The organism is Microbacterium nymphoidis, from assembly GCF_021044885.1.
GTDB classification, from domain to species: Bacteria; Actinomycetota; Actinomycetes; order Actinomycetales; family Microbacteriaceae; genus Microbacterium; species Microbacterium nymphoidis.
Genome location: NZ_JAJNOD010000001.1, coordinates 346,052 through 362,306, shown reverse-complemented (window position 1 = coordinate 362,306; position 16,255 = coordinate 346,052). Strand labels below are relative to the sequence as shown.

The 16,255-nt window shown below is 68.9% G+C and carries 16 protein-coding genes; 11 read left to right on the top strand and 5 right to left on the bottom strand.

The features are described from left to right. Positions 1 to 263 precede the first annotated feature (263 nt). Positions 264 to 899, top strand: coding sequence for an MBL fold metallo-hydrolase (locus LQ566_RS01745; RefSeq protein WP_231089839.1), 636 nt, complete (start codon positions 264 to 266; stop codon positions 897 to 899). Between the two features lie 52 nt (positions 900 to 951). On the opposite strand, the gene LQ566_RS01740 is transcribed toward LQ566_RS01745, so the two are convergent. The 3 genes from LQ566_RS01740 to LQ566_RS01730 all read right to left on the bottom strand — a co-directional run bounded on the left by LQ566_RS01740 (position 952) and on the right by LQ566_RS01730 (position 3,479). Continuing rightward, complete coding sequence (locus tag LQ566_RS01740; protein WP_231091406.1) at positions 952 to 1,491, bottom strand: hypothetical protein; 540 nt, start codon at positions 1,489 to 1,491, stop codon at positions 952 to 954. A gap of 449 nt (positions 1,492 to 1,940) precedes the next feature. After that, positions 1,941 to 2,654 (bottom strand): hypothetical protein, encoded by a 714-nt coding sequence (locus LQ566_RS01735; protein WP_231089838.1) that lies wholly within the window; start codon positions 2,652 to 2,654, stop codon positions 1,941 to 1,943. Positions 2,655 to 2,882: 228 nt separating this feature from the next. Beyond that, on the bottom strand, positions 2,883 to 3,479 hold the full coding sequence (locus LQ566_RS01730) for a GDSL-type esterase/lipase family protein (protein ID WP_231089837.1): 597 nt from the start codon (positions 3,477 to 3,479) through the stop codon (positions 2,883 to 2,885). Positions 3,480 to 3,643: 164 nt separating this feature from the next. On the opposite strand from LQ566_RS01730, the gene LQ566_RS01725 reads away from it, so the two are divergent. From LQ566_RS01725 to LQ566_RS01695, 7 genes are read left to right on the top strand one after another with little or no spacing between them, the layout of a single operon-like run. Continuing rightward, entirely contained in the window at positions 3,644 to 4,918 is a 1,275-nt protein-coding gene (locus LQ566_RS01725; protein WP_231089836.1) for an ABC transporter substrate-binding protein, read from the top strand. 52 nt (positions 4,919 to 4,970) lie between these two features. Then, entirely contained in the window at positions 4,971 to 5,897 is a 927-nt protein-coding gene (locus tag LQ566_RS01720) for a carbohydrate ABC transporter permease (protein WP_231089835.1), read from the top strand. Continuing rightward, the gene (locus LQ566_RS01715; RefSeq protein WP_231089834.1) at positions 5,897 to 6,841 is read left to right on the top strand and encodes a carbohydrate ABC transporter permease; all 945 of its coding nucleotides are present in this window, start codon (positions 5,897 to 5,899) and stop codon (positions 6,839 to 6,841) included. Before LQ566_RS01720 ends, LQ566_RS01715 begins: the two co-directional genes overlap by 1 nt. A gap of 7 nt (positions 6,842 to 6,848) precedes the next feature. Next, positions 6,849 to 8,819, top strand: coding sequence for a DUF8034 domain-containing protein (locus tag LQ566_RS01710; RefSeq protein WP_231089833.1), 1,971 nt, complete (start codon positions 6,849 to 6,851; stop codon positions 8,817 to 8,819). A gap of 2 nt (positions 8,820 to 8,821) precedes the next feature. Next, entirely contained in the window at positions 8,822 to 9,601 is a 780-nt protein-coding gene (locus LQ566_RS01705; RefSeq protein WP_231089832.1) for an RraA family protein, read from the top strand. Beyond that, positions 9,580 to 10,521 (top strand): aldo/keto reductase, encoded by a 942-nt coding sequence (locus LQ566_RS01700; protein ID WP_231089831.1) that lies wholly within the window; start codon positions 9,580 to 9,582, stop codon positions 10,519 to 10,521. The genes LQ566_RS01705 and LQ566_RS01700 overlap by 22 nt, the downstream gene beginning before the upstream one ends. Continuing rightward, positions 10,514 to 11,353 (top strand): amidohydrolase family protein, encoded by an 840-nt coding sequence (locus LQ566_RS01695; RefSeq protein ID WP_231089830.1) that lies wholly within the window; start codon positions 10,514 to 10,516, stop codon positions 11,351 to 11,353. Before LQ566_RS01700 ends, LQ566_RS01695 begins: the two co-directional genes overlap by 8 nt. Before the next feature lie 50 nt (positions 11,354 to 11,403). Here LQ566_RS01695 and LQ566_RS01690 read toward each other — a convergent pair whose 3' ends face one another. Further along, positions 11,404 to 12,087: a GntR family transcriptional regulator gene (locus tag LQ566_RS01690; RefSeq protein ID WP_231089829.1), complete on the bottom strand. Its 684-nt coding sequence runs from the start codon at positions 12,085 to 12,087 to the stop codon at positions 11,404 to 11,406. Between the two features lie 88 nt (positions 12,088 to 12,175). Further along, positions 12,176 to 13,462 (bottom strand): alpha-L-fucosidase, encoded by a 1,287-nt coding sequence (locus LQ566_RS01685; RefSeq protein WP_231089828.1) that lies wholly within the window; start codon positions 13,460 to 13,462, stop codon positions 12,176 to 12,178. A 171-nt stretch (positions 13,463 to 13,633) separates the two neighbouring features. Between LQ566_RS01685 and LQ566_RS01680 the strand changes: the two genes are divergently transcribed. The 3 genes from LQ566_RS01680 to LQ566_RS01670 are packed head-to-tail and all read left to right on the top strand — an operon-like array spanning position 13,634 to position 16,195. After that, positions 13,634 to 14,182 (top strand): type 1 glutamine amidotransferase domain-containing protein, encoded by a 549-nt coding sequence (locus tag LQ566_RS01680; RefSeq protein ID WP_231089827.1) that lies wholly within the window; start codon positions 13,634 to 13,636, stop codon positions 14,180 to 14,182. After that, the gene (locus LQ566_RS01675) at positions 14,163 to 14,810 is read left to right on the top strand and encodes an FHA domain-containing protein (RefSeq protein ID WP_231089826.1); all 648 of its coding nucleotides are present in this window, start codon (positions 14,163 to 14,165) and stop codon (positions 14,808 to 14,810) included. Before LQ566_RS01680 ends, LQ566_RS01675 begins: the two co-directional genes overlap by 20 nt. Continuing rightward, positions 14,807 to 16,195 carry an Nramp family divalent metal transporter gene (locus LQ566_RS01670; protein ID WP_231089825.1) on the top strand — a complete coding sequence of 463 codons (1,389 nt, stop codon included), beginning with the start codon at positions 14,807 to 14,809 and terminating at the stop codon, positions 16,193 to 16,195. The genes LQ566_RS01675 and LQ566_RS01670 overlap by 4 nt, the downstream gene beginning before the upstream one ends. The last annotated feature ends 60 nt before the right edge of the window (positions 16,196 to 16,255 follow it).

The window sequence follows — 16,255 nt, the reverse complement described above, 5'->3', positions numbered from 1 at the left end:
GAGGACCGCTCTGCAAATCGGCCCCCTCATTCGTCGATCCCGGGCGTGTTCACCGCAGTGACCCCCGCCGGTCACCCGGACGTCGCGTGTGCGACGCCCCGCGCATTCGTCGCTCCCTCGTGATTTCACCTGAACACGCCGGCGGCCACTTGCGCCTGGCGACAGCAACGATCCCCCATTCGCCGATCCGGGCGCATTCCCCGGAGCAACTCTGACGGTCACCCACACTTGGCGTCAGCGACGAAAGGGAGTTGACTCGTGCCATGCGCATCACGAAGTACGAGCACGCCACGGTCACCCTCGAAAAGGACGGTGAATCGCTGATCATCGATCCGGGGAGCTTCCTCGCCAGCCTCACGGAGATCCCGCGCACCGCCGCGATCGTGCTCACGCATCAGCACGAGGATCACTGGAGCCCGCGAACGCTCGACCAGATCCTCGCGACCAACCCCGGCATCCCGATCTTCGGCCCCGCCGGCGTCGCCGCGGCGGCCGCGGGCTACGACATCACCGTCGTCGCACCCGGCGACACGGTGCAGGCGGGCCCCTTCGCGCTCCGCTTCTTCGGCGGGGTGCACGCCGAGATCCATCGTTCGATCCCGCTCATCGACAACGTGGGGGTGCTCGTCGACGATGCCTTCTACTACCCGGGCGATTCCTATGCGGCACCGGGCGTTCCGGTGAAGCTCCTGGCCGCGCCGCTCGGGGCTCCGTGGCTGAAGATCTCGGACGCGATCGACTTCGTCCTGGAGGTCGCGCCGAGCCAGGCGTTCGGGACCCACGACATGACGCTGTCCACCGTCGGCCGCGCCATGCACCGCGGACGCCTGGCCTGGGCGACCGAACAGGGCGGCGGCACGTTCCACGAGCTGGACCCGGGAGACACGATCACGATCTGATTCGCGTCACGCGCTGCGACCCCGTGCCACGGTGCGCCGATGCCGGCCCTCTTCACGGTGCGACGCTGACCGCCTGTTCCCACAGTTCCAGTCGGTCCCCCTCGATCGAGATCCGGATCTGGCGCAGATCATCCGACGGAGCGGGGTTCCAGACCAGCGCATCGCCGTCGCGCCAGATATCGAGCAGGCGCGGATAGCCGGGGCGCTCGCGCACGCCGGTGCACAGCGGCATCACGAACTCGCCGGAATCCACGAACCAGAGACAATCGAGCGAGGCGTGCTGCTGCGCGCTGGTGAGTCTCGCACCGATCACGCGAAGACCGTAGGCCTCCCCGTACGACATCCCATCCGTCATCGAGAACCCCTCGAACACGGTCGGCTGCGCATCGAGGATATCTTCGATCTCCGAGGTCGCGACCGGCGTGCCTTGAAGCGCCAGCGCCGGCCGTGGTTGCGTGGCAGCCCAGATGCCGGCGCCCACGCCGAGGACGGCAGCAGCGGCGACGGCACCGAGGGCCGCTACTCGCAGTCGCTGCCGGATCAGTGCCCCCGATGCGGAGCGTGACGACATGCGTGCCGCGCGAGGGGGCACCGTCTCCGCCTCTCCGCGGCTGCCCGAGGCCGGGCGATCCGCCGCGGGAGCCTCCCGAGTCCGCAGAGGGTCATGGCGGACCCCGCATCTCTCGAGCGTGCGCCGACGAAGGGCATCCCTCAGCGCCTCCGTCTCCTGGGGGTCCAAGGGTCCAGACCGGGGACCGAACGCGCGGCGCAGGAGTGCGCTGTCCGGCTCGAGATCGCGAACGCCCGCAGCCGAGCGCACGGGGATCGGGGCGGGCCCACCCTCGCCACGCCCCGGACCCCTCGATGCGCCGCCGTAGCCTGGGCGCCCCGCACCGTCGCCCTCGCGCCCCGCACCGTCGCCTGGGCGCCCCGCACCGTCGCCTGGGCGCCCCGCACCGTCGCCCTCGCGCCCCGCACCATCGCCTTCGCGCCCCGCACCATCCGCGGAGGCTGCCCCGGTCGCCTCCGGCGACGGCGCGCTCATGCCGGCGCCTCGGACAGCCAGACCTCAAGCCCGGAGTCCCGCTCGATGAATCGAACCGAATCCTGCACCGTCAGGCCGAACAGCGCGCTGCCGGTGCCCAGATCCCCCGCCACCTCCCACGTCGTGCCGAAGGCGCTCTCCGGCGCGCATGCGCCGAGGAGAGTCTCGGTGCGCAGGTCGGCGTCGGGGCCTCCGACATACAGGCATCGCACCAATCCCGGACCGTCGAAGGCCATCGTGCCGATGCCGATCTTCATGCGATCCGCTGCATATTCGCGATAGTCGGTGACCTCTTCGTGGGCCACCCTGCCGGATGCCGCCTCGACCACGGGGATCAGCACCCGGTCGGGATGCGGCGCCGTGAGGGCGCCGAGGAAGAACCCGACGACGGTGAGCAGGGCCACCGCCAGCGCACCGAGTCCCGCCCAGAGCACCCGCTCTGTTCGCGACAGCGCCCGGGAGCCCCGACGCGTCACAGCGACCGCCTCTGCTCCCGGGCCATCGGGAAGAACCCCGGGGCCGGGATCGGTGGAGGGCAGGTCGCCCGCGGCCCGACCCCGCACATGCGCCCGGGCCGCCTCCCACGTCGGCGACTGCAACTCACGCAGCCGCTGCTGCGCATCCGCGGCGTCGGCGCCGGCCCCGGGACCGTACACGGCGCGCTGGAGCCGGTGCAGCTCGGCGAGATCCGCCTCCTCCAGCCCACTCATGCCCCCACCGTAATACCGGCGGCCCTGATTCAGCCCGGAAGCCAGCGTTACCGCTCCAGACCGCTCACACCCCGCCGAAGCGCCGTCACGTCACCCCGTCGCAGAGCACACCCAGCGTTACCGGCTCCCGCCCGGGACCGGCTCCAGACCGGGACCAGCTCCAGACCGGGACCAGCTCCAGACCGGGACCAGCTCCAGACTGGGACCAGCTCCAGACCGGGAGCGAGTTCAGGCCGGGAGGCGGCGGTACGCGTCCAGCCAGGCGTCGGCGATGAGACGCGAGGCGCGCGGGAACGGGTGCACGCCGTCCGGTGCCCATGCGGCCGCATCCTCGCCCGCCGCCTCACTCAGGCGCTGCTGCAACGGCACCCACTGGGCGCCGAAGCGACCCGCCAGATCCGCTACCACGCGCTGCTTTCCCCTGAGCTCGGTCAGCCACCCCTGCTGCTCCGCCCGCACCGGAAGCAGGAACGGCTCGACCAGCAGCACCCGCACGCCGGCCGGCACGCGTTCGAGTAGGTGTCGCAGGTGGGCTTCGAACTCCTCGTCTGTGGTGGGGTCGTCGCTGTCGAATCGCCGCCAGACGTCGTTGATGCCGACGTAGATCGACAGCACGTCGGGCTGGGACGACATCACATCCGCCTCCCACCGACCGACCAGATCGATCGCCCGGTTGCCCGCGATGCCGGAGTTGCTGATCCGGGCATCCGCCAGCTCGGGAGCCTGCGCCAGAAGGGATACGTAGCCGTCCCCCAGCGAGGCGGGATCAGTGCGGTCGCGCCCGGCATCGGTGATCGAGTCGCCGGTGAAGTGAATGCGGAGCATGGGAGTCCTTTCGTGGGTTCAGGCTAGGGCACGGATCGGCTCCGCCCCCTCCGAGGGCAACGAAGATCCGATGTTTCCGACGCATGCTTGCGTCAGTTACCGATTATCGATTATCGTCGTGCTCATCTCCTCCCCCGGAGCTTTCGAAGACGAGAGGATCGACGATGATCAAGAAACGTTCCCTGGCGACGACGAGCATCGCCCTGCTCGCCGTGGCCGCACTGACCGGATGCAGCACGGGCGCCTCCGGTGAGGGCGGTGACGCGGGCGCCGGCGGCACCACCGAAGTGCGCGTGCTCGTGAACATCACCCCCAACCTCACCGAGGAATGGTGGAACACGCTGGTGAAGCCGTTCGAAGACGCGAACCCCGACATCGACGTCATCATCCAGAGCCCCGGCGCAGATGGCGTGCAAAAAGCCCTGCCCCGGCTCCTCGCCTCCGGTGACGCTCCCGATATCGTCCAGTCCCTGGCCCCGACACCGGAGCTCGCCCAGGAATTCGTGGATCTGTCCTCGTACGACTGGGCCGCGAATGGCCCACTGGCCGAGCAGTACGCGATCGATGGCAAGCAGTACATGGCGGGTGTCGGGATCCAGCTGCAGAGTCTGTGGTTCTACAACAAGACGGCTTTCGAGGAGGCGGGCATCACCGAGACGCCGAAGGACCTCGAGGAGTTCACCGCCGACCTCGCGAAGCTGAAGGACGCGGGGTGGACGCCGATCCAGACCGGCGGCGACTGGATGTCGCAGATGTCCTACCAGGCGCTGGCGCTGCCGTCGGTGGTGGCGCAGAACGACGACTGGTTCCAGAAGATGAGCTCCGGTGACCTCACCTTCAGCAAGACCGCCGGCGCGTACACCGAGATGTACGCCGACTGGGTGGCGAAGGGATACCTCAACTCCGACGCGCTGGGGATCAAGTATCCCGATGCGGAGCAGAGCTTCCTCGCGGGCAAGAGCGCGCTCTACCCGATGGGCAGCTGGTTCGCCGCAGCCGAGGCGAACGCGGACAACCCGCCCAGCATCGGGGTCTTCGCGGGGCCGGCCGACGCGTCGGTGAAGAACCCGGCGATGGGAGCGAACATCGCCAGCCCGTATTCGATCCTGAAGTCCAGCGACCACCAGGAGGCCGCGCTCAAGGTCGTGGAGTACCTCGCGACCGACAAGGCGGCGGTGGTCGACCAGCTCCAGGTCGACGGCAACTACCGCGACGGCTACGAGTACGAGATGAACGACCTGGCCACGGAACTGCTGCAGATCGTGTCCGACACTCCCGCATCCAGCTACACACCCACCGGAAACGGCTACGGCGAGCGCACCATGCCCGCCGGCTACGCGGACGAGCTGAACACGCAGGTCCAGGCGCTGCTCGGAGGCACTCCCGCCGCCGACGTCAACAGTGCGCTGGACTCCTGGTTCGCCGCCAACGCGCAATGACCCTCGGGGCGCCCGGCGTTCCGGGCGCCCCGCTCACGTGATGGAGCCTCCCATGGTCACACTCGACCGCCCCGCCGCGCCGCCGCGCCGGTCCTCCCCCGCCATGCGCTGGCGCGCGCGTGTTCCCGGGTTCCTGATGAGCGCGCCCGCCGTGCTCGTCTTCCTCGCGATGTTCATCGTGCCGATGATCCTGGCCTTCGTGCTCAGCCTCACCAACTGGAACGGCTACAGCCTCAACTTCACCTTCATCGGGTTCGACAACTACACGCACGCGTTCCGCAACCCGCGCACCATCGATGCGGCCGTCTTCACCGCGGTGGTGGCGTTCTTCGGCACGATCGCCTGCAACGTGCTCGGACTCGCCGTCGCGGCGCTGATCTCCGGCCCGGGACGGGCCAACACCGTGTTCCGGACGATCTTCTTCTACCCGTACATCATCAGCGCGCTGATCATCGGCTTCCTCTGGGCCGCGATGCTCAGCCCGCAGGGTGCGGTCAACAGCGTGCTCGGTGCCGTCGGCCTCGGCCCGCTGCCGTTCCTCACCGACATCGGGTTCGCCAAGGCGAGTGTGATCGCCACCATCGTGTGGTCGCACTTCGGGTTCAACATGATCCTCTACATCGCCGGCATCAAGTCGGTGCCGACGGAGTACTACGAGGCGGCCACCGTCGATGGAGCCAGCCCCTGGCAGCAGTTCCGGAACGTGACCGTGCCGCTGATCGCTCCCGTGCTCACGGTGAATCTCGTGCTCACCCTCGTCGGCCTGCTGAAGGTCTACGACGTGGTGCTCGCCCTCACAGACGGAGGTCCGGCCGCTGGAACGCAGACCATCGTGTTCCAGATCCTCAAGGACTCGTTCGCGAACGCCAAGCTGGGACTCGGCGCTGCCCAGTCCGTCGTCCTGCTCATCATCACCGCCGTGCTCGGGCTCGGCGTCACCCTCGCCCGCCGTGGCGCCGAGAAGAAGGTGGCCGACTGATGGCCCTGATCACTGACGGAACCCTGCCGCTCGTCGAGGAGCCGGCGGACACCCGCACGCTCACGACTCCCCCGCGCCGGCGTGGCCGTTCCGGCCCGCGACGGATCCGTCGCCCGCGCCTGCTCACCGTGCTCACCGGGATCGTGCTCTCCGTGCTCGCACTGGTGATGCTCGTGCCGATGTACATCATGATCATCAACGCGTTCAAGCCGCAGCAGGAGATCATCCGCAACCCCCTCGGGTTCTCCCTCGACACGCTCACTTTCGAGTACCTCTGGGCGGCGATCACCTCCGAGCGCTTCAATGTGGTGGCCGCCTACGGGATCACGCTGTTGTTCGTCGTGCTGGTCAACCTCTTCGGTATCCTGCTGTCCGCTCCGGTGGCGTACGTCATCGCTCGCGGACGGTCGAAATGGCACCTGGGTCTGCTCCTGCTGTTCGTCTCCGGTATGTTCATCCCCGGTCAGGTCACCCTGATCCCCGTGGTCTTCGTGCTGCGGGTGCTCGGACTGATCAACACGATCCCGGGATTCCTGCTTTTCGAGACCGCCGCGACGCTGCCCATCACGATCTTCCTGTTCGCGGCGTATCTGCGAACCGTGCCGCGCGACATCGACGAAGCGGCAGCACTGGACGGCGCCGGCCGCATGCGCGCCTTCTGGCTCTGCATCTTCCCCATCATGCGCCCCGTGGTGGCCACGATCATGGTGCTCAACTCGATCAGCGTATGGAACGACTTCGTCAGCCCGCAGATCATTCTGGGGCCGAGCTCGGGGCTGTACACGGTGACCACGGGCGTCTACTCCGCGGTCAGTCAGTACAGCACCTCGTACACCACGGTGTTCCCGACGCTGCTGCTGGCCATCGCACCCGCGGTGATCTTCTTCATCGTCATGCAGCGCCACATCATCGGCGGCCTCGTCGCCGGTGCCACGAAGGGATGACGCCTCGATGAGCCCCGAGACAAACACGATGCCGGATCAGGAGAAGCCCACGATGAGCGTCCTCACCTTCCCGCTCGCGCGGATTCCCGCCTGGGCGGTGCTGGAGCGGCGGCTGTTCGATGCCGTCGAAGAAGCGTGGCGGGTGTTCGACGCGCGTTTCTGCGACGCCGACGGACGAGTGCTGCGCACTCCGGAGTTCGACTCGCGTGACGGCGTGGACGATCTGTACGAGCCGTTCTTCAACTGGCCCACCTTCTACGCCCTCGGCGGCAGCGACGAGATCCTGGCGTCCGCCAAGCGCCACTGGGAGGGGGTGACCGCCCAGCTCACCGAAGGCGGCATGCTCACCGATGAGTACGAGAACGGCTATGACTGGTTCCACCAGGGTGAATCGCTCATCTTCCTCTACGCGCTGTGCGCTGCGGACCCTGACGATGCCGCCTTCGCCGAACGCGCCCGGAGGTTTGCGCAGCTGTACACCGATCCGAGCCACGGCAACTGGGACCCGGAGCTCAACATCATCCGCGCGCCGCACAACGGGTCGCTCGGCCCCCTGCCGGGGCTCGGGCCGCAATGGCAGGCGTACCGCGCGGATCAACCCGAGATGCGCAAGTACGGTCTTCCGCTGGATTCGCTGCCCGGCATCCGTTCCTGGGACGACCTCGCCGACGAGGAGAACGCCCGGCGGATGGGTCAGGAGATGCAGCGGCGCGCGGCGGGCGATGTCGCAGTGAACCTGGCTGCGACCACCCTCGCGGTGAACCGGTGGCTGTACGACGGGGACGAGGCCACCGCGCGGTGGGTGATCGGCTACATCGACGGCTGGCGTCGCCGTGCCGCTGACAACGACGGCCTTATCCCGGACAACGTCGCCCCCGATGGTCGCGTCGGCGGTCTGCACGACGGCGCCTGGCACGGCGGCCACTACGGCTGGACCTGGCCGCACGGACTCGAGACGATCGGCATGGCCACCGTGATCGCCGCGATCAACCACGCCATCGTCTCCGGGTCCACCGACGCCCTCGACCTCGCCCGTGCGAGCCTCGACGCCCCGATGTCGCACGCGGCCTCCGGCCCAGTGGAAGAGTCCGGTTTCAGCCTCGCCGGCGGCTGGAGCGAGCGATACGGCGAGTACGCCGATCGTCCCGGCATGCTCGTCCCGCACCGCTACGGCCGGGACGGATGGTTCGACTACGGTCCTCCCCGGCTGGATCTGCCCCTCTGGCTGTGGTGGTTCAGCCGCGACGAGTCCGATCTCGCGCGACTGCGCACCCTGCTGGACGGGCTCCCCCACGACCCGGCCGAGGTGATCGCGTTCCGCGACAAGGCCGAAGCCGGACACGAAGCCGCCTGGGTGAGCTTCCTGCTCGGTGAGGCACCGGACTATCCCGTGCACGCACTGGAGATGGCACTGGGCCAGGTCGCCCGACGAGTCGCCCTGATGACGGACGCCGATGTGGACCCGAGAACCGTGCATCTGCACTTCTGGCAGCGGGTGAACCCGGTGGTGACCGAGGTGCTCTCGCACCTGGTTTCGGGTGCTCCGCAGATCCTCTACAACGGCGGACTTCCGCTGACGGCGCTGCGTTACCGGGACGAGGATCGGCACCGGCCCGGGCTTCCCGCCGATGTCGCCGCGCTGGTCACACGTCTGGGTGACGGCGAGGTGGATGTGGAGCTGGTCAACCTCTCGCAGATCGCTACGCGCCGCGTGCGCGTCATCGCCTCGTCGTTCGCCCTTCAGCGGATCACCGCCGTGCGTTCGGAGGGCGTGGCCCACGGCACGTACCCGGGCCGGAGCGAGGCATACGCGTCCCCGAGGGACCCGAGCATCACACGCTCCAGCGAGGTCAGCGACGGAACCGTCGTGGTGGAGCTCCCACCCGCACACGCCGCCCGCCTCACCCTCACCGTCGAACCGGAGACGGTTCGCCCCCACCACGACGGGCGCGCCGACGCGCCCGCAACAAAGGAATGATCATGACCGACACCGCCGCCCTCATCCGCCCCGAGTTCCAGCTTCCCGTTCGCGGGCCCGAGTTCCAGCGCGCGGATGCCGACACTCTGGCGTCCCTGGAGCGGGTCTCGGCCGCCACCGCATGCGCAAAGCTGCACGGTCTCGGCATCCGGCACTCGTTCGTCGAAGGGCCCCGCCCGCTGCGCACCGGTCAGCGGATCGTCGGCAACGCCGTGACGCTCCAGTTCATGCCCCAGCGCGAGGATCTCGCCTCGGGCCTCGGTCAGGAGTACGTCGAGAAGCACACCGCGCTGTGGAAGGTGCTGGAGAGCATCCAGCCTGACGATGTGCTCGTGGTCCAGGCCTACGGCAGCGCGCACTCCGGGTGCGTGGGCGACATCCTGGCGCGCTACTTCCAGCGCCGGGGAGGCGTGGGAATGGTGGTGGACGGGCGTATCCGGGACTCCGGGAAGATCGCCGACATCGGACTTCCCGTGTGGTCAACGGGTGTCACCCCCCACTACGCCTCCCAGTCGGAGCTGTTCCCGTGGGCGTTCGATGTGCCCGTGGCCGTCGGCGGGGTGCTGTGCCTGCCCGGCGACGTCGTGGTCGCCGACGACGACGGCGCAGTGATCGTGCCGCAGGCGATGGTGTCCGCCGTCGCCGAGGACGCGGTGGATCACGAGGAGTGGGAGAGCTTCAGCCGCATGCGCCTCGACGAGGGTGCGCGCCTGAGTGACTACTACCCCCTCACCCCCGACAGCCGTCAGGAGTACGAGACATGGCGTTCCGCCCAGCGCTGATGCCGCTGCGCACCGAGGCCGACGACGCCACCGTCGTCGGCCTCGGCTGCGCGCCGTTCGGCAACCTCTTCTCCACGGTGGATGACCAGCAGTGCGACGCCACCGTGGCGCGCGCGCTCGATCGCGGAGTCCGGTTCTTCGACACCGCGCCACACTACGGTGCCGGGGAGAGCGAGCGCCGCCTCGGGCACGCGCTCGCAGGAGTTCCCCGCGATCGGGTCTGCATCGCCACGAAAGTGGGCCGCGAGATCCTCACCGCCGATGGCGAACCGGCACCCCTGGGCACCGTCGGCGCGTCGACGGGCCCGGATCTCAGTGGCGACGGCATCCTGCGCAGCCTCGAGGGCAGCCTCCGCCGGCTCGGCACTGACCGGATCGACCTGCTGTACCTCCATGACCCCGCGGACGTCGACGCGGCTCTGCGCACGGCCATGCCCGTGCTGGACCGGCTTCGTGCGGAGGGCGTGGTCCGCGCGATCGGTGTGGGCATGGTGTGGCCGGACCCGCTCACCCGGTTCGTCCGCGAGAGCGATCCGGACGTGATCATGATCGCCGGCCGGACGACGCTGCTCGACCACAGCGGGCAGCGCGAGCTGCTGCCCGCTGCGCGTGAGCGCGGGATCGGTGTGATCGCGGCGGGGGTGTTCAACTCCGGGATCCTGGTCGATCCGGTCGGCTCACCGTACTTCGACTACCGGGAGGCTCCCGCACCGATGCAGGAGCGGGCGCGCCGGATGGCCGCGCTCGCCGCGGACGCCGGCGTGAGCATCGCCGATGCAGCGGTGCAGTACGCCCTGCGCCTCGACGGCGTCGACGCGGTGGTCGTGGGGGCGCGGACCCCGCACGAGGTGGACGCCTTCGTCCGCAACAGCGAAGCCGCTGTGCCGGATCCGCTCTGGGAGCAGCTCTCCCGTGTCTGACGCCGCCGTGCCCCCTCGCCATTCCCCTGCAGCGCACCTGGATGCGCACGTCCATCTCTGGGATGTCGATGAGGTGCCCCTTCCCTGGTTCCGGGCAGAACTGGGGCTTGCGCGCCGGGTCCTCGCCGCGGATCTCGAACGCGCCGACGTCACCGGCACGGGGGCGGTGGCGGTCCAGGCGGCCAACACCCTGCGGGAGTTCACCTGGCTGGAGGACGAGGCCGCGACCGCCACGCGCCCGATGCGCCTCGTCGGCCAGTACGAACCCGGCCCGGACGGCTGGGCGGGGGTCCTGCAGCCGCGATGGCGCCGGCTCGCCGGCGTACGGCTCGCGGCGACTTCGGCGCGCAGCGATCTGTCCGATGTGCCCGGCGTCGAGCCACTCGCAGAGGGCCTGGCAGAACATGGTCTCGTGCTGGAGCTCCTGCTTCGACCGGATCAGCTTCCCGCGGCCGCCGCGCTCGTCGCGCGTCACCCCGAGCTGCCGACGATCCTCTGCCACGTGGGGCTCGGCTTCGGTGAGGCGGACACGAACTGGAATCGGGCCCTCGCCGACTACGCCTCCCACCCGAACGCGCATGCGAAGGTTTCTGGGGTGATCCGGCACGTCGGAGCCGGGCACACGGCCGACGAACGGCTGCGCGGAATCGTCACGCACGCGCGACGGTGCTTCGGAGATCACCGTCTGCTGTTCGGCAGCGACTGGCCCATGTCCGCCCGGGTCGCTCCGCACGAGGTGATCGTCGCCGTGACGGCGCGGGCCTGGGGTGAGGACGCTGCGGACGCCGACGGGTTCTGGGGCGCTACCGCCCGGATGCTCTACGGGTTCTGAGGCGGCGCTCCCGCGACCACGCAGTGTAACGACGGGCCCGACCGCTTCGGTCAGTCCTGCGGATCGGGCCCTCCGGCGATCATGTCGCGCAGCGTCCCCGCGGCGTGCGCCCGAAACAGCGCGGCCGCCGCGTCAGGGTCGCCGGCGTCGAGCACCGCGAGCAGCTCGTCGTGCCAGTCGGCGACCATTCCCCAGTCGCCGACGAAATCCGGATCGCCCAGCAGATGCAGCGAGCGCAGGCTCGGTTCGATGATGTCCCACATCCGTGGCAGGTACACATTACGGCTGGCCTCGATCACCGCGCGGTGGAAGGTGAAGTCGAGCTCGCGGAATCGGCCGAGCTCCCGTGCCTCTGCGGCGTCGTGCATCTGCGCGATCAGCCCCGATAGGTGCTCGCGGGTCTCAGAACTCAGCCGTCCCGCCGTGAGGCGTCCGGCAAGCGTCTCCAGTTCGGCGCGGGCGACGCGCGCCTGCTCGATCTCCTCGTCCGAGTACGTCGCAACGAACGATCCCTGGTGGCGTACGTGGGAGACGAGGCCGTCGTGAGTCAGTCGCTTCAGAGCCTCGCGCACCGGCGCCTGGCTCACCTGCAGCTTCTTCGCGAGACCGGATTCGACCAGCTGCTCCCCGGGCGCCAGCGTTCCACCCTTGATCATCTGCTTGAGCAAGTCGTAGATCTGGTCGGAGAGCAGACCACGACGAATCTCGGGTACGGCATCCAGGGCATCGGGCATGGCGTGATCCTATTACGGCAATCGACAATCGCTAACGAACAGGCTCAGTGTAATCGATTATCGGTAATACGGCGGTGTCTGCGGAAGTTTAGTGATCGGGAACCTCCCTGGACGCCGCGTAGTCCGGCGGAAGCATCGGCTCCGCACGGGTGTCCGCAGCCGGGTGCACGACCACCGCCTCCAGCTCTCCACCCCCGGTGAGCGTGACCGTGAGCGTCCGCGTCTCGCACACCGGCACACGATGAACGCGCCGCACGCCGATCGTGTGGCCCGACGCCAGCACCTCGCCCGCAACCGTGATGCGGTGGTGAAGCACCCGCTGCCCCTCCTCCAGACGCTCGCGCAACTCGACGTGGCCGATCGCCACGCTCTCGGCGAGTTCCGCCTCCCACACCCCGTCACCTCGGTGGTGGAGGCGAGCCGGTACCGGCCGCCCGAACCGCAAGTCCAGCTCCGCGCGGTACTCCGCGAGTCGAGCCAGATCCGCCGCGTCGATACGCCCGCTTCGATCCGGCGGCAGGTTCAGGAGCAGGTTCGCGCCGAGCTGCACCGATGCCTGGTGAATAGCGAGAAGGTGCGCCACCGACTTCGGGCTCTCATCCGGATGCCAGAACCAGCCGCGACGGATCGACACGTCGCACTCGGGCGGGAGATATCGCGGCACCGCGAGCGGGGCTTCGCCTGCCACGTACTGGCTGAGCGGCACGGCATCGGCCACATACTTCACGGGATCAGTGGCCAGGCCGTCCTCGTTGCCCACCCAGCGGATGGTCGGTGCACCCATGTTGAACACCATCGCTTCCGGCTGATGCTCCGCCACCAGCCGCATGAACCGCGGCCAGTCATACGTGCGCCCCTCGGACCCAGCACCGTCGAACCACACCTCGACGAGATCGCCGTAGCCGGTGAGCAGTTCCGTCAGCTGGGCGGCATACAGGTCGTCATAACGATCAGGATCCGCATACTCGGGCGCATGCCGATCCCACGGTGAGAGGTACACGCCGAAGCCGACCCCACGCTCACGGCAGGCATTCGCGAGTTCACCCACCACGTCTCCGGCGCCGCCGCGCCAGGGTGAGGATGCCACGGAGTAGTCGGTGGTGCTGGTGGGCCAGAGGCAGAACCCGTCGTGGTGCTTCGCCGTGAGCACGACGTAACGCGCCCCGGCGAGCTGGGCAGCGTCCAGCCACTGGCCGACATCCAGCTGCTCCGGCACGAAGGACGCCGCAGGCAGTGTGCCATCGCTCCATTCCCGGTCTCCGAAGGTGTTGACCCCGAAGTGGAAGAAGACGCCGCTCCCGGCGCGCTGCCACCGCAGCTGGGCTGCCGTGGGGCGCGGGATGTCGACGTCGTGCTGGGGAGATCCCGTTGTCATGATTCCTCCGCGCTGATCTGCACGGCGGCCACGCCGCCTGCCTCCATCCTCGCTTATGCCGGGAGTGAAGCCGCGGGTTTAGCACATCGTGATGCGCGGTGCCATCCCCTTCATGCTCGCTTCCCGCGTCGGCACCGTGGAGGGATGACGAGTCCAATGAGAGGAGAAGTCATGTCGAAACTGCAGGGAAAGCGCATCGCGTTCGTCGCGACCGACGGGTTCGAGGACAGTGAGCTCACCAGCCCGTGGGCGGCCGTCACCGCGGCGGGTGCCAGCGCCGTCATGCTCGCCCCGGCCGCAGGTTCCATCACCGGCAAGAACGGTCACGAGCAGCCGGTGGATCATGTGCTCGGTCAGGTGAGCGCGGATTCCTTCGACGCACTGGTGCTTCCGGGAGGGGTCGTGAACGCTGATCACCTCCGCATGGACAGCGAGGCGGTGGCGTTCGCTCGCGACATGTTTGCCGAGCACAAGCCGGCCGGCGTCATCTGCCACGGTGGCTGGCTGCTCGTCGAGGCCGGGGTCGTGGACGGACGGCGGATGACGAGCTATCCGAGTCTGCAGACTGATCTGCGCAATGCGGGTGCGGACTGGGTGGACGAGGAGGTCGTGGTGGACCAGGGGCTGGTCTCCAGCCGGACGCCGGATGATCTTCCCGCGTTCAACGCGAAGCTCGTCGAAGAGATCGGGGAGGGTGAGCATGAGCGCCAGCACGCCTGATCGCGAGGGGGGCGGGGCGATGGAGGACACATCCGGCGAGGCCCGCCCCGACCCGGCGACGGCCGTTCCCGACGAGCCGGAACAGGCTCACGTCCCCTACACCGGAATGCGGGAGATGCCGGCGAACGCGGACGCCAATCCCACGCCCACCACGACGCATTCCACGTGGGGTGCGGGTGAGCCCCGCCTGCTCGTCACCGATGAGACCGAGAGGTTCACGTTCGCCCTCACCAAGGACGAGGTGCGCATCGGAGCGGCGACGGGATGTGACCTGGTTCTTCCGGGGATCGACGCACTGCACGCCACGATCACCCACGACGACCGGGACGAATATGTCCTGGTCCTCCACGGCGCGGGCGAGATGAACGCCAATCCCGCGGCAGCCGCCACCGATGTGGCGGGCTCACCCCCGGGCGAACGCAGCGAGGTGCTCCGCACCGGGGCCCGGTTCACGGCCGGGCCCTGGCGGTTCGTGTTCATGCGGGCGGAGTTCGCCGATCACGGCCGGCCGTTCGGAGGTCGCGTAGGCGGTGAGCTGTCGGACCAGCCACCCCAGCCCGCGCGCCCCGACTACAGCGACCGAGACAACCCGGAGTGGAGCGGACGGTGGGAGGTCCAGGACGATTGAGCTCTCCCCCTCCGCAACGGGATCCCTCGTCTGCAGAGGGTGATCAGCAGCCCGCAGGGCGTGGTGGCGACAGCGGCGGCGGCGTCCGCCGCGCTCTGCGGGCGGTGGGGCCCGGCATCGTCACGGGGGCCGCCGACGACGACCCTTCCGGAATCGCCACGTACGCGCAGTCCGGCGCCCTGTACGGCACCGGCCTGCTGTGGACCGTGCCGCTCACCCTTCCCCTCATGATCGTCGTGCAGGAGGCCTGCGAGCGGATGACGCTGGCCACCGGGGATTCGTTCGGAGCACTGATCCGTCGCCGGTTCCAGCGCGGTGCCCGCACGTGGATCGCCGTGCTGCTGGCTGCACTGCTGGTGGCCAACAGCGTCAATGCGGCGGCGGATCTCGTGGCCATCGGCGAAGGCATGAGCCTGCTCCACGCCGGTCCGGCGCCGCTGTGGTCGCTGATCGCGGGGGTGGTGATCGGCTTCGTGGTGGTGCGCGGCTCGTTCGCGTGGATCTCGCGCATCTTCAGATGGCTGTGCCTGGTGCTCTTCGCCTATGTCGGCGTCGTGATCGTGGCGTCGGTCGACTGGGACGATGTCCTCGGCGGGCTGCTCGGTCGCGGCTTCGAGTGGGAGCCCCGGTATCTGGGTCTTGTGGTGGCGGTGCTCGGCACCACGATCAGCCCGTACATGTTCTTCTGGCAGACCGAGGAACGTGAAGAGATGCTGCGCTCGGACGCACGATCTCGCGGACGCGGACAGCGCAGGGGATCCGCGAAGCCGCTGACCCTCGACGACCAGTCACCGGCCGGAGCACGCCGGGCACTCTGGCTCGGCCGGATCGACGTCATCATCGGCATGCTCTTCTCGGTCGCCATCATGTTCGCCATCGTGGTCTCGGCAGCCGCGACGCTGGGCGTGCACCATCAGAAGGTCGACTCGGCCCAGGCCGCGGCCAGCGCGCTGCAGCCCATTGCGGGAGACTTCGCCTTCGCCCTGTTCGCGATCGGCTTCATCGGATCCGGGATGCTCGCCGTCCCCGTACTGGCCGCTTCCGGCGCCGCGGGCTTCGCTGCGCTCCTCGGCAGGCCGTGGAGCCTGGACCGCAAGCCACACCAGGCGCGCACCTTCTACGCCCTTCTGCTGGTGGGTCTGACCGTCGCGGTCGCGCTCTCGGTGATCGGGGTGGATCCCATTGGATTGCTTGTGCTGTCCGCCATCATCAACGGCATCGCCGCGGGTCCGTTCATCATCGTGCTGATGCTCATCACCGGCGATCGGCGGCTGATGGGCGAGCATCGCAACGGGTGGGCGGCCCGGATCCTCGGCTGGGGCACGGCGGTGATCATGTGCGCGGCGGGCGCCTTCGGGATCGTCTCCTTGGTGCTGGGACGGTGATGTCGCCGATCCGGACGGCGATGCGGGCCCTTGTCAACCCTGTAGCGGCGCACATGTGGC